We start from the raw sequence: 13,579 nt of genomic DNA, 5'->3' as shown, positions 1-13,579 counted from the left end.
TGAATACAAAGAGTCTGCCAAAGCTACAAAACAACGGTTATACTTTAGCAACGCCCTATCGTTTTTGTGGCAGCACGGCGAATTGTAAATTAAGCTATCTCTTTGCAGTCGCCCGGGCGCTTTCCGGCACATCTGATGCGCTGGCATCCTCAGGCTTAGCTTCCAACACATCCTTTACATAAAGTTCCTGTATAAACACCAACAATACAGCCAGTATTGGCGCTGCCATTAAAAGCCCCAGGCCTCCCTGCACCAAACCCAGTAATACCTGAAAGAAAAGCAGCAAGGCTGGCGGCAGTGCCACTGTTTTCTGAAAGATAATAGGTGTGATTATCCAGCTTTCCACTATTTGAATACCGCCATATACCAATAGTACAGTCAAAGCCATGTCAGGTCCTTCCAACAACCCAATCAGCACGGCAGGTATACCCGCAATCCAGGGGCCGATGTTGGGAACAAAAGCAAACAGGAAGGCAATCAAGGCCAGGGCAAATGCCATCGGTAAACCGATGATACTGTATCCGATTGCTGTGCTTATCCCGATAATAGCCATCGCTGCCAGCATACCAATCAACCACATTCTCAGGTCATGGTAGCACCTGGTAAGCACTTCCATCAGACGGGGGCGCGTCCGGACAGGGAAGAGTTTGGCTAAACCACGGGTATACAGCGCCGGATCAGACGCAAAAAACAAGGCTGTGATGATGACAATGAACAAATCTGCCAGGAAACCGAGTGTAGTGGAAAAGGCCCCTCCCGCCTGCGACAGGATTTGCTCTTGCTCGGGAAGCATGCTGCTGGGGTCCTCAGGTATCTGACTCAACAACTGCTCTCCCCATCTTTGCTCGCTGAGCCAGTCCTGTACCCGGTCTAGTGACTCAGGTATGGTCTGTCTCATTTGCTGAAACTGCTCCCCCACGGTGGGGGCCACAAACCAGAAAGCCGCAAACAACAACCCGAAAAAGAACAACACTGAGATCGCCAAAGCAATTGCCCGCTTCATATGCACCTTCCTTACTATCCAGTCCGTCATGCCGCAGAAGAGCACCGCTAGCAGAATACCGGCAAACACCAGCAGAAAGAAATAGCCGTACTGGCTCAGCATGTAAAAGCCAGCGACTATCAGAAGTACAATAAGAGCAGCAATAGCTACTCGTTTAGCGTAAGTATAAATATCAAGCATAAGTGTCTGCTATATTCAGGTTGATTCATCTAATTACTCCCTTACTTACTCCTTCAGGACCTTCCACGTTGCAATGGCGCTATTAATAAGAGCAGCGACACACACAGCAGGCGCAGTATCTGCGGCCAGCGTGCTTATATTTAAAAAAAGCTTTTCTTGAATCTCAGGGAATAAAAACTTAATTTCGTGGCGTCCATTAAAACTGAAAGCATGAACATACACGAATATCAGGCTAAAGAGATTTTAAAAGGCTATGGCGTACGCATCCAGGAAGGAATCGTGGCTGACACGCCAGAGCAAGCTGTAGAGGCTGCAAAGAAACTGACAGAAGAGACTGGCAGCAGCTGGCACGTTATCAAGGCGCAGATCCATGCGGGTGGCCGTGGTAAAGGTGGCGGTGTAAAGCTGGCCAAGAACCTGGACCAGGTGAGAGAAATTTCTGAGCAGATTATCGGCATGCAGCTGGTAACGCACCAAACCGGACCTGAAGGCAAGAAAGTAAACAAGGTGCTGATAGCACAGGACGTTTACTACCCGGGCGAGTCTGAGCCAAAAGAGTATTACCTGAGCATCCTGCTGGACCGTGCGAAAGGCATGAACGTGATCATGGCCTCTACCGAAGGTGGTATGGACATTGAGGAGGTAGCAGAGAAAACTCCTGAGAAAATCATCAAAGAGTGGATTGACCCGGCAGTAGGGCTGCAGGGCTTCCAGGCCCGCAAAGTTGCCTTTGCCTTTGGTTTGGAAGGAGCTGCTTTTAAAGAGATGGTGAAGTTTGTGACCAACCTCTACAAGGCTTATGTTGATACGGACTCTTCTATGTTCGAAATCAACCCGGTACTGAAAACATCAGACAATAAAATATTAGCTGTTGACGCAAAGGTTGACCTTGACGATAACGCCCTGTTCCGCCACAAAGACCTGGCGAACCTGCGTGACATCACTGAGGAAGATCCATTGGAAGTTGAAGCTGGTGAGCACAACCTGAACTATGTAAAGCTGGACGGTAACGTTGGCTGTATGGTAAACGGAGCAGGTCTGGCGATGGCAACGATGGACATCATCAAACTTTCCGGCGGTGAGCCTGCTAACTTCCTGGACGTAGGGGGTGGGGCAAACGCACAGACGGTTGAAGCTGGTTTCCGCATCATCCTGAAAGACCCGAATGTAAAGGCTATCCTGATCAACATCTTTGGCGGTATCGTACGTTGCGACCGTGTTGCCAACGGTGTAGTGGAAGCATACAAGAACATCGGCGACATCCGTGTTCCAATCATCGTTCGTCTGCAAGGTACCAATGCGGAAGAAGGCGCCCGCATCATCGATGAGTCCGGCCTGAAAGTTTACTCAGCTGTTGTATTAAAAGAAGCTGCTGAAAAAGTAGAGCAAGTATTAGCAGAAGCGTAGTTTCCTGCAAGCATATAAAACAGAAAAGGCTGCCATAATTGGCAGCCTTTTCTGTTTTATATGCTTGCAGGAAAAGTTAGAAAGTTTGGGATTTAGAGAGTTAGAGAGTTTCTGAAATTCACGTTTGCTATAAATTGTCCCTGCCCTACCTTCATCTCTACCCCACCGGATACAACAAACTGATTGCAGCAGTCTCCCCTCTTCAACTTCCTAACTCAAAATAACTTTCTAACTCTTTAACCCTCTAACTCTCTAACTTAAAGAAACTTACACGACTTGCAGGTCCACTTCTATATTGCCGCGTGTGCCGACAGAGTAAGGGCAGATTTGATGTGCTTCGTCCACCATCTTTTTAGCTTTGTCTTTGTCAACGCCCTTCAGGTCTACCGCCAGCTTTACTCCCAGGGCATACCCTCCATCGTCCTTCTTTAATAAATCAACATGTGCCGTCACGGTTGAGCTGGGGTCCAGTTGTTCCTGATGCTTCGCAGACACCACCATCAAAGCACTCTGAAAACAGGCTGCGTAGCCTGCAGCAAAGAGCTGCTCCGGATTTGTCTTACCTCCACTGCTCATTCCTACCGGCACAGTCAAGGCCATGTCAATTACGCCGTCTGTTGATTTTACATGACCTTTGCGGCCGCCTGTGGCAGTTACCTCTGCCGTATATATTTTCTCCATAGTGTTTTTATACGTTTAATTGTGTTCTGTATTATCTATTTAACTATAGAGCAAAGCGGAATGTTTTAGAAAACAAGCAAAGGGCTGTAAGTGAGCAGCCTATGACAGGAAAGGAAAAGCAGGTAGAAATTTTGCAGCCGAATGTTTTCTTTTATCAGCTTAGTTCCTATTTTTGCACACGCACTGCACCCGTAGTTCAACTGGATAGAATATCGGATTTCGGCTCCGAGGGTTAGGGGTTCGAATCCTCTCGGGTGCACAAATGGAAGAAAACGCCTTGTAAAATGACTTTGCAAGGCGTTTTTTATTGTATTAGGCGGTGTTTTAACTAATGTCACTTCGCCAGTAAGGCCGATGCCATGGAGTGGCTAATGGCAAGTTAAGTCGCTGTAGCCGCCAATTTTCAGTTCAAGGATACCCTAAAGCCCGTATGCATTGAAAAATTCGGAGAAAGTGCTAACTTAATAGCTTGTTCTACCGCCCTTTTTAAGCTATTAAACAACGTAATGATAATCTACAGCGGCATAGTCACCCTTGATTATAACCCTGAAACTGGGATTTTAACAACCACAATGCCGAACGTGCATGAGTTTGGCACGGAAGACGTGAGCTTTTGCTTGGGCCTTATCATTGAAAGCATCATAAACTACGACATAAAAAAGCTTCTGCTTGATTCCAGCGAATCTGTTATGGAGGTTGAAGATGAAGCCTACAAAGCCATTACACTGAAGTTCGGCATAGACATGAGAGAAACCTGCCTGAAGAAAATAGCACGCATCAGCACCACAGATACTGAACGTGAGAAACAGGCGGACAAGCTTTCCGCAGAGCTTAGGCTAGAACTGAACCTGCCATTGGAGTTTAAGAGTTTCGCCAACAGGGATGAAGCAATGGTTTGGCTGTTGTCATAGTAGCCATTTAAGAAGATTAATAGAATGCTTGACTGACCGTTACAGGATATCAGTTATAGTTGCATCATATAAACCCTAACCAACGCAAAAACAGCCACTAATAAAAAGATGGCGTTAAGCACCCAACTCGCGTGTGCTTTCTTTGAAACTGCGTATAGAATCATGAAGAAGCAGCCAACGATATTCATCCCCAGATACTCCACAGATTGACTGCTGACAGCACCCAGGCTGTTCAGGCTAAAAGCCAAAAGCGAAAAGAGGGCTCCTACCCAACCTATCCCTTCCCATACATGTTTTCGTTGTGACACCATGGCGTTGCATATTAATAGTTATGGCAAAGTAAGTGTATGCGGATGAGCATAAAAATGCTAATATTGGCTTGACTAATGCGAAAATCAGATTAGTGTAAATGGAGATTCAGCAGATAAAATACTTTCTGGCACTGTCACAGGAACTGCACTTCTGGAATACTGCCGAACGCATGTACATCACGCAGTCTGCGCTCAGCAGGCAAATCAAAGCATTGGAGGATGAACTTGGGGTGCGGCTTTTTGAAAGAAATAAGCGGAGCGTGAAACTGACCGAGGCTGGTGCATTCCTCAGAGACCAATGGCTGCCTCTGCTCGATGAGATAAACCGCATCCACCTGCAGGCGAGAAAGATACATGAGGGGGCGTTCGGCACGGTGAGAATCGGTTACCCCGGTTCTATCACGTATGGCTTCATGCCAGATCTAATCGCCAGTATATCCCGCACCTTACCGGAGTTGAAGGTGGAGTTGGTGGAGCCGACCGACATCAGCTTTGAGCAGTTGCTGTTAAGTTACCAGATGGACATGGCGTTCAGGCGTGACCCCGCTGGAAACCCGTCGTTGCAGTCAATCTGCCTGTACTCAGAGCCGTTCGCCCTTGTCGTGCCCTCGAACCATCACTTAAACGAGCAAAACTTTACGGGGCTTCACGATTTAGAGAATGAGAAGTTTATCCTGTCAAACCTGGCGCAGACAACATTTTACACCTCAAGCCTTCGGCAGATTCTCGAAGACCACAGCTTCACGCCTGATGTGCGCATCGAAACGGACTTCGGGGGAATGGTTCTCGGGCTGGTCTCCAAGGGGCTTGGCGTGTCCATCCTGCCGTACTCTTACTCTTTCAGTGCATTGCCCAATGTGCGCTTTATCACCCTACCCTACAAAATGAACCTCTACGTGACATGGCGCAAGAACGACAACAGCCCTGTGCTGAAGAACATTCTGCAACAGGTGTCGGAAGCAGCCGGTAAGTATGTCGCAGATGGTAACTGACAGCTGAATAAAAGAGGCAGCACAGTGCAGATTATATACATAACTCAAGTTGCGATTTTCACATTTCACTACCGTTGATTACCCACCCCTACCCCTCCCAAGAGGGGAATTTTGGCCTAGAAAGAAGATTCCCCTCCTCGGAGGGGTTAGGGGTGGGTTCATTTCAGATACAAAAAAAATCCCAACTTGAGTTACATATTAGGTATGTCCATACTATAATGCTTATTCGCTTCAGAAATGTGTTATTAGATATCCACCTCCCTACTTCTAAATGGAGTATAGTTTGAGAAAGGATTAAATTACTTGGAATTTGGGCTCATGAAAGGTTACTGAAGAAGTGCTGCCTCAAAGCCAACAAACATATTCTGAGCATCCCAGGATTTTTATTTATATAAATATTAGCTTACACTACTTTTTGCGCTCTAGCTAAACTGACACCACATGAAGTTCTACTACCTGAAGAACCTCTTACCCTTCGTTTGCCTGGCTTTGCTCGGGGCTTGTGCGCCTGCAAAGCAGCAGGAGGCACCTGTACCACCCATGGATGTACTGGCAGAACAGTATGTAAAAACGCTGCTGCGGATTGGCCAATACGACAGCGACTTTGTGGATGCCTATTATGGTCCGGAAGAATGGAAGCCGACCTCCGCTCCTGCTGATACTTTTCCGGGAGAAACGCTGCTGCAGGAGTTACAACTGGTACAACAAGGACTTATGGCGCAGGACACCATCGGGCTAACGGCGCTGGAGAAAAGAAGAATAGCGATGCTGCAGAAACAGGTGCTGGCCAGCATCACGAAGGTGGAGATGATGCAGGGCAGAAAGCTTTCTTTTGATGAAGAGGCAAAACTGCTTTATGATGCCGTACCACCGCACTACGAATTCACTTACTTCGATTCGCTGCTGCAGACGCTGGATACGGCGCTTCCTGGTGAAGGCAGCATTGCAGACCGTTGGGCTGCTTACCGCTTCCGATTCGTTATTCCAAAGGAAAAACTCGACACCGTATTTCAGGCTGCCATCACAGAGGCGCGCAGAAGAACCAAAGCCCATTATGATTTGCCTGAAAATGAAAACTTCAAGGTAGAGTATGTCACAGACAAACCGTGGTCAGGATACAACTACTTTAAAGGCAACAGTTATAGCCTGATTCAGATTAACACAGATTTTCCGATCAACATTGAGCGCGCCATAGACCTGGCCGGACACGAGGGGTACCCGGGGCACCATGTGTACAACGTGCTGCTGGAGGAAGAACTGGTAAACAACCGTGGCTGGAAAGAGTATTCCGTGTACCCGCTGTTCAGCCCACAGTCGCTGATTGCGGAAGGCAGCGCCAACTACGGCGTGGAGGTTGCCTTTCCTGCCGCCGAACGTATTCAGTTTGAGAAGGAAGTACTGTTCCCGCTGGCAGGCCTGAACCCGAAAGAGGCAGAAGGCTATTATGCTATTCTTAATAAAATTGCCCAGCTAGACTTTGCAGGAACCGAAGCAGCACGCCTGTACCTAGACGGCCAGATCAGCCGGGAAGAAGCCGCCGACCTGCTGGTAAAATATAACTTCTACGACAAAGACAAAGCACTGCAACGCACCCGCTTTTTTGACCGCTACAGGAGTTATGTGATCAACTACAACCTAGGGCAGGAACTGGTGCGCCAGCATGTGGAGGCACAGGGTGGTACGGCAGCAAACCCGGAAAAGCGCTGGGAGGTATTCCGCGAACTCCTCTCCAACCCCTACAGTGCCTCTATGCTGCAGCAGTAGATTCGCTTCATTTCATGAACTGTTTTACCCTTCTGTTTAATTCTGTGGAGTGGCATGTGCGATGGAACGTTTACTTTTGAAAGTGTGTGAACTGCCCGCACCATGCCATTGTCTTTGAAACTATAGAGAGAATCAGTACTTTTGTAGGGTGAAAGTCTTAACAATCATATGCGCACTGTTAGTAGTTACGCTCTCGGTAATGCCTTGCTGCCTCACCGACAACTGCGCCAGTGAAGAGATGATGACAGAACAAGCCGACAGCCACGAGAAGGATGCTGACGCTTGCTCCCCTTTCTACAGTTGCTCCTCCTGCATCGGCTTTACGGTGTCCGGATTCGCAGTAGCGCCTGTAACACCCCTGCTTTCTCATAACGGTCATCTCTTTGCAACCTACAGGCAAAGCTTCTTTGCCCCATTCCACCATGCCATCTGGCAGCCCCCAAAACTAAGCTAATGTTATAGCGTGACACGCTGTCACCAGGAAGGAATGCGGTACACGCCTGTATCGCTTGTAAATTTTATAGCATTAGTTTTCAAAGAAATGAACAAATACATATTTGTATTGCTCCTCTTGCTGGGCAATACCATGGCCTATAGCCAAAATACACTTCAGGCTATCATCAGAGATAGCGAAACAAAAGCGCCCTTGATTGGTGCTACAGCATCCGTCATGGGAACAGGTATCGGCGCAAGTGCCGGTGCGGACGGTGCGCTTCAATTGTCAGGAATTCCCGATGGCAGGCAGGTCATCCGGTACAGCTATGTCGGGTACGAAGACAGGCTGGATACGCTTACGTTCCCGCTTGCCCAGTCAGCACCCATTGTGGTGCAGTTAGCGCCAGGTGGTGAGGAACTGGAGGAGGTGGTTATCTCCACCACCCGCAGCAGCCGTACCATAGAAGATATTCCGACACGACTCGAGGCCATTACGCTGGAAGAACTTGGTGAGAAAGCGAACATGAAACCAGGAGACATCAGGATGCTGCTGAGTGAAAGCACCGGTATCCAGACGCAGCAGACTTCGGCTACCAGCGCAAGCGCCACCATTCGCATTCAGGGGCTGGACGGGCGTTATACGCAGATACTGCAGGACGGCTTCCCGCTTTACTCCGGCTTTTCCAGTGGCCTTAGCATCATGCAGATTCCACCGCTTAACTTATACCAGGTGGAGGTAATTAAAGGAAGTTCTTCCACGCTTTACGGAGGCGGTGCCATAGCAGGACTGGTGAACCTGATTACCAAGAGACCAACAGAAGAAGGTGAACTCTCCTTTATGGCCAATGCCACCAGTGCGGGAGGGCTTGACCTGAGCAGCTTCTATGGAAAAAGGTTTGGCAAGCTCGGCGTAACCGTCTTTGCATCCAGAAACACGAACAACGCCTATGACCCGGCTGACATCGGTTTCTCTGCCATCCCGGAGTTTGAGAGGTATACACTGAATCCCCGTGTCTATTACTATCCAAGCGAGCGCACGCAGCTTTACCTGGGGCTGAACGCAACACAGGAAGAGCGCCTGGGCGGTGATTTACGCTACATCGATGGAGCTGAAGGCAACCTTTACTTTGAGCAGAACAACACGAAACGATACTCCACGCAGTTCAACCTCGAACACAGGCTCTCAGACCAATCCATGCTTTCTGTGAAGAATAGCCTTAGCTTTTTCAACAGGGATATTTTTGTTCCCGGCTACGACTTTTCAGGAGAGCAACTTTCCAGTTTCAGTGAGGTGGCGTATAGCCTGAACAGCGACAGGTCTGATTGGGTAATGGGTGCAAACCTTTGGACCGATAAATTCTCGGAGCAGAATGCGGATGCGGTTGGAGCCAGAGACTACAACAACACCATTATCGGCGCATTTGCACAAAACACTTTCACGCCCGTAGACTGGTTTGTGCTGGAAACAGGCCTCAGGACCGACTATGTAATGCCTGCGCCAGCAAAAAAGATTGAGGGATTGTTTGTACTGCCACGTGTCTCGGCACTGTTTAGAATAAGCGACCGCCTGACCTCCCGCATCGGTGGAGGCATGGGCTACAAGACACCGACTATCTTCACGCAGGAAGCAGAGAATATCACCTTCCAGAATATTTTACCGCTCGCCGCACGGGTAACAGAGGTGGAAACATCCATCGGTGGAAACGCTGACATCAACTTCAACACCATCATCGGAGACAAAGTGACCTTCAGCATTAACCATATGTTTTTCTACACCTATCTAAACGACCCGCTTATCCTTTCACAGCGAGCTGACAACCTCTATGAGTTTCGGAACGCAAGCGGATACGTGGACACCAAAGGCGTTGAAACAAACATGAAATTTGGATACGAATGGGTGAAGCTGTTTTTAGGCTATACCTATACTGACGCCAGGCAGCATTACAATGGCACCGTAACTGATATGCCGCTTACCCCAAAGCACAGAGTAAACAACGTGCTGATGCTGGAGAAGGAGGATAATTTCAGAATAGGCCTGGAAGCCTACTACTTCAGTTCGCAGCGGCTTACGGATGGCAGCAGAGGGCGTGACTATTGGATTAATGGGATAATGATAGAGAAAATGTTTTCAAAGTTCTCCCTGTTCCTCAACTTCGAGAATATTTTCGACACCAGGCAAAGCAGGTTCGGCAGTATCTATAGTGGCAGCATAACGACTCCTGTTTTTGATGAGATATATGCGCCGGTTGATGGCAGGGTAATCAATGGTGGCATTAAACTAAATCTGCTGTAAAATTGACACGGTCCTGCTACATGCATGGCACTGATTAGGCTTACAAAGGCATTACGCATACATTATGCGTAATGTCAGAATTGCCTCCTTTAAAGGCAGGGCTGTTCATTCTGTTTTAGCCAAAACAAACGGTGCCCTTCCCCCTTCTGAAAATGAGGCAAAATGCGGGGGGACCTGCATGAAGTATCTTTAAGATTTCACTCTTCTGGTTGCTGTCTTTTACTTTCGTAGGCAATTATCAATTTCGTTAACAGCTTCAATTCTTCCGCTTCTTCCGAGCCCGCATCACCATCTTTTAACTGTTCTATGCGGGCAGCTACTTTGTCGTACTCATCCTGGGTTGTGATAGGCTTATGTTCCATAGGCATAAAGGCATTAAACTTATATGTACGAAGTTGGCAAGAATGATTTATACTGAGATAAGCTAGTACTAATTACGGCATCTACGTACTTTACCCGCTTTTACCAGTTGGCTCCTCCCCTTCTCCGGAAAAAAACATAGAAAGCTGATGGATACTAATCTCCGAGATGTTCACTCGAAGAATGACACTAAATGCCAGTTGGTTATCGCAAAACAATAGCAAACAAAATATAGTTGTACACCTTCACCTCATTTACCGTATTCCTTGGTAACAGGCACCCAGCATCTTAATGTTTAGGCTCGAAAAAAGCATAGTTCAGAAAAGACTTTTGGGAGCATATTCCAGGAACATTCTCTTCCCCTTTATGCTTTTCCAGAGTTTCAGTTTTAAACGTAAACTTTAAAAAACATGAACCTTACTTTTAGCAATCTCTTCTTTGTAAAAAAGGATATGTTTCCAGATGAGAAACTAAAAAAACATGAAGAACATCATAAAAAAGTAAGCTGGGTTTATTACTGCATTATTACATTGGGCTTTTGGCTCATAGCCAACCCTCCCACCTTTGGCTACAAGGTGCCAGAGATGGTTTGGAATGATATTCTGGCAGGTATTATCCTGATTGTGCTGAGCTATTTTGCTTTAAAACCTTATAAGCTATGGGCACAATGGGGAATTGTCTTTTTAGGCGTCTGGCTTTTTGTTGCTCCCATGATTTTTTGGGCCGAGGTAGGTGCAGGCTTTCTGAATAATTACCTTATTGGAACCCTTGTTGTTGTCTTCGGCATCGTTATTCCCAGGCAGCCGGGAATCAAATTATTCGCACAGCCGGGGCCAAATGTCCCAGCTGGCTGGAGTTATAACCCCTCTTCCTGGAACCAGCGCGTACCTGTGATCTTTTTTGCCTGGGTCGGTTTTTTTGTTGCACGCTACATGGGCGCCTTTCAGCTAGAATATATCAATACCGTGTGGGATCCTTTTTTTGGGGATGGTACCCGCAAGGTATTGACGTCTGATGTTTCTGAGTCTTTTCCAGTGTCTGATGCCACCTTGGGAGCATTCTCCTATGTCATTGATGTGTTATTTGGACTAGCAGGAGGCACACATCGCTGGCGTACGATGCCCTGGGTCGTGATCATATTCGGTATCCTGATCGTCCCGCTCGGAGTGGTCAGTATTACGCTCGTCATCCTTCAGCCGGTGTCGGTGGGGCACTGGTGCACCCTGTGCCTTACAAGCGCGATGATCTCCCTGCTAATGATTCCGTTTACAATTGACGAAGTGCTGGCTACCATACAGCTGATGCGGCATGAAAAAAAAGAGAGAGGTACCTCTTACTGGAAATCCCTTTGGTTTGGTGGTACCATGAAAGGCGGTGATATGGAAGAAAAGAAGAACCCGGAAACGTTGCTGGAGCTTACTTTCAGCGAAGCCTATAACGACCTGTTGCTTAGACCCTGGAATTTGTTCCTCATCATGCTGATAGGTATGTGGGTAATGGCTGCTCCCGGTGTTTTGGGGTACAGTGGCACCATAGCCGATAGTAATCATCTGGCAGGTGCCATTATTGTGACATTTGCCGTAATTGCCATGTCTGAAGTAGCCCGCCCCCTGCGCTACCTCCATGTCCTGTTCGGCCTTTGGCTCATAGCTGCTCCCTGGGTTTTAGGAACAGACAATGACACTGCCATGTGGAATGGCGTGGTTTCAGGAATTGTTATCATTGCATTGTCCTTCCCTAAAGGAAAGGTAGAAGACAAAAGAGGAAGCTTTGATAAGTATATCAAATAAGTTTTAGTACTTGATTGCGCTTATTGGGTACTGCTTTAGCTATCTCTCTTAAAGAGTCTGCAAAAGCATTCCGCTTCCTTTAATTAACTACTTAACTACAAGTCTAAATAGAAACTCCCGGTACCTACTTACAATTTATAAGGGGTACCGGGAGTTTCCATTTGATTTTAATATGCTCCCTTTATTTAGCCCTGCCGCATGTTAAATAGGATAGTCGCCCCTATTATATAAAAGATGACAACAAGAATTGAGTCGAAACCCAGCCTGAAAAACGTTTTCTTGTATTTGATGGTAAGACCTATCTGGTAAAGGCTTGTCAGCAGTATACCCAGAACAGCCCCGGCAGCGGCAAAGCTTCCTACCTCATCCAGGGCCGGCCCCTCTAAATAAATCAAATCAGCGAGTAAGACTAGGCCAACATTTAAAAGGTTAGTACCAAATATGTTGCTAAAGGCCATACGATACCTTTTTAGCTTTGCGGCGCTTATGGTTGTGCTTAGTTCAGGAAGTGAAGTAGTAAGGCCCACAAAGAAGTATCCCATAAAGTTGGAGCCTATACCCGTTCTTTCAGCAATTATGTCAGCAGAATTTGCTACAAAATAGCCACCAACTAATATACCAAGCGCAGACAGCAAAAAGAACAAGCCAAGTTTCGACATTACAACCTCGGATAATTTTTTCTCTTCTTCCTCATCTTCTTCATCTTTATCACCTTCATCAGCCTCCTCTTCTTCCTCTTCCTCTATTTCTTCCATTCTTTTAGATACTATGGCTTTTACTTTGCCAATACTTTCCCGCTCTTCCGGTTCTGTTAGCCACCACTTCATTCTTTTGAAGTAATTAATGATGTAGAAAAGTGCCAGGTAAAGACAAAAAAGAACAATTGACCAAAGGCCTACATGGAAAATAGCAACGTCTTCATATAGAATGGCAATGGCAGCCGCCGAAAGTAGAAAAGAAAGGCAAATTGCCTGAAACCGGGACACAGGATTTTCAAGCGAACCACTTAGTGAAGTTTCCTTAATAAAAGCATCTGCAACAGCCAGGACCGTAACTTGTAAGGCAATACTTCCAAACAAATTATTGATGGCCATGCTCACATTATTGACCAGAGTAGCTGAAACGGTAGTGGCCACCTCTGGCAGCGAGGTGATGACAGCAAGCCCTAATGTGCCGATGAAGACCTCTGAAACACCCGTCTTGTCAATGATTTTGTCGGCGTATTTAGAAAGCCTTACACCGGCTCCCCAAACTAATGCACCTGCTAAAACAAAAATAACAATGTTCCATACCAATGAAAGGTCCTGTAGAAAACTTTCCAAATCCTAATGGTTTAAATGGTTTTACAATCCCTGAAAGCAGCAGAACCAGCAACAGTAGCATGGCTCAATACCTGCTAATAGACTGTTATACTAAAAGATACATTTCTTGTTTGCTTCAATCGCGTGAAGT

General features: G+C 46.9%; 12 protein-coding genes and 1 tRNA gene. 8 read left to right on the top strand and 5 right to left on the bottom strand.

Features of this window, described 5'->3' with window-relative positions:
- Window positions 1-94: 94 nt before the first annotated feature.
- The gene (locus tag DXT99_RS07490) at window positions 95-1,183 is read right to left on the bottom strand and encodes an AI-2E family transporter (RefSeq protein ID WP_115564907.1); all 1,089 of its coding nucleotides are present in this window, start codon (window positions 1,181-1,183) and stop codon (window positions 95-97) included.
- A 210-nt stretch (window positions 1,184-1,393) separates the two neighbouring features.
- On the opposite strand from DXT99_RS07490, the gene sucC reads away from it, so the two are divergent.
- Complete coding sequence (gene sucC, locus DXT99_RS07485) at window positions 1,394-2,590, top strand: ADP-forming succinate--CoA ligase subunit beta (RefSeq protein WP_115564906.1); 1,197 nt, start codon at window positions 1,394-1,396, stop codon at window positions 2,588-2,590.
- Window positions 2,591-2,857: 267 nt separating this feature from the next.
- Here the strand turns inward: sucC and DXT99_RS07480 are convergent, their stop codons facing one another.
- A complete protein-coding gene (locus DXT99_RS07480) occupies window positions 2,858-3,271 on the bottom strand; it encodes an organic hydroperoxide resistance protein (RefSeq protein WP_115564905.1) in 414 nt (137 codons plus the stop codon).
- A 185-nt stretch (window positions 3,272-3,456) separates the two neighbouring features.
- Here DXT99_RS07480 and DXT99_RS07475 point away from each other — a divergent pair.
- Window positions 3,457-3,530: transfer RNA gene (locus DXT99_RS07475), tRNA-Arg, on the top strand.
- Between the two features lie 247 nt (window positions 3,531-3,777).
- Complete coding sequence (locus tag DXT99_RS07470; protein ID WP_115564904.1) at window positions 3,778-4,182, top strand: hypothetical protein; 405 nt, start codon at window positions 3,778-3,780, stop codon at window positions 4,180-4,182.
- Between the two features lie 53 nt (window positions 4,183-4,235).
- Here DXT99_RS07470 and DXT99_RS07465 read toward each other — a convergent pair whose 3' ends face one another.
- Window positions 4,236-4,493, bottom strand: coding sequence for a CBU_0592 family membrane protein (locus DXT99_RS07465; protein ID WP_115564903.1), 258 nt, complete (start codon window positions 4,491-4,493; stop codon window positions 4,236-4,238).
- A gap of 98 nt (window positions 4,494-4,591) precedes the next feature.
- Between DXT99_RS07465 and DXT99_RS07460 the strand changes: the two genes are divergently transcribed.
- From DXT99_RS07460 to DXT99_RS07445, 4 genes are all read left to right on the top strand, one after another.
- Window positions 4,592-5,485 carry a LysR family transcriptional regulator gene (locus DXT99_RS07460; RefSeq protein WP_115564902.1) on the top strand — a complete coding sequence of 298 codons (894 nt, stop codon included), beginning with the start codon at window positions 4,592-4,594 and terminating at the stop codon, window positions 5,483-5,485.
- Window positions 5,486-5,926: 441 nt separating this feature from the next.
- Entirely contained in the window at window positions 5,927-7,249 is a 1,323-nt protein-coding gene (locus DXT99_RS07455; RefSeq protein WP_181885063.1) for a hypothetical protein, read from the top strand.
- Between the two features lie 148 nt (window positions 7,250-7,397).
- Window positions 7,398-7,703 (top strand): DUF6660 family protein, encoded by a 306-nt coding sequence (locus tag DXT99_RS26825; RefSeq protein WP_317048131.1) that lies wholly within the window; start codon window positions 7,398-7,400, stop codon window positions 7,701-7,703.
- Between the two features lie 87 nt (window positions 7,704-7,790).
- A complete protein-coding gene (locus DXT99_RS07445) occupies window positions 7,791-9,977 on the top strand; it encodes a TonB-dependent receptor (RefSeq protein WP_115565034.1) in 2,187 nt (728 codons plus the stop codon).
- Window positions 9,978-10,174: 197 nt separating this feature from the next.
- Here the strand turns inward: DXT99_RS07445 and DXT99_RS26980 are convergent, their stop codons facing one another.
- Window positions 10,175-10,339, bottom strand: coding sequence for a hypothetical protein (locus DXT99_RS26980; protein WP_181885062.1), 165 nt, complete (start codon window positions 10,337-10,339; stop codon window positions 10,175-10,177).
- Window positions 10,340-10,747: 408 nt separating this feature from the next.
- Between DXT99_RS26980 and DXT99_RS07440 the strand changes: the two genes are divergently transcribed.
- A complete protein-coding gene (locus DXT99_RS07440; protein WP_115564900.1) occupies window positions 10,748-12,127 on the top strand; it encodes an SPW repeat domain-containing protein in 1,380 nt (459 codons plus the stop codon).
- A gap of 185 nt (window positions 12,128-12,312) precedes the next feature.
- Here DXT99_RS07440 and DXT99_RS07435 read toward each other — a convergent pair whose 3' ends face one another.
- The gene (locus DXT99_RS07435) at window positions 12,313-13,449 is read right to left on the bottom strand and encodes a sodium:calcium antiporter (RefSeq protein ID WP_115564899.1); all 1,137 of its coding nucleotides are present in this window, start codon (window positions 13,447-13,449) and stop codon (window positions 12,313-12,315) included.
- Window positions 13,450-13,579 lie beyond the last annotated feature (130 nt).

Origin of the sequence: Pontibacter diazotrophicus (assembly GCF_003367245.1) — a bacterium.
Lineage (GTDB): Bacteria > Bacteroidota > Bacteroidia > Cytophagales > Hymenobacteraceae > Pontibacter > Pontibacter diazotrophicus.
This window is presented reverse-complemented; position numbering and strand designations above follow the sequence as displayed.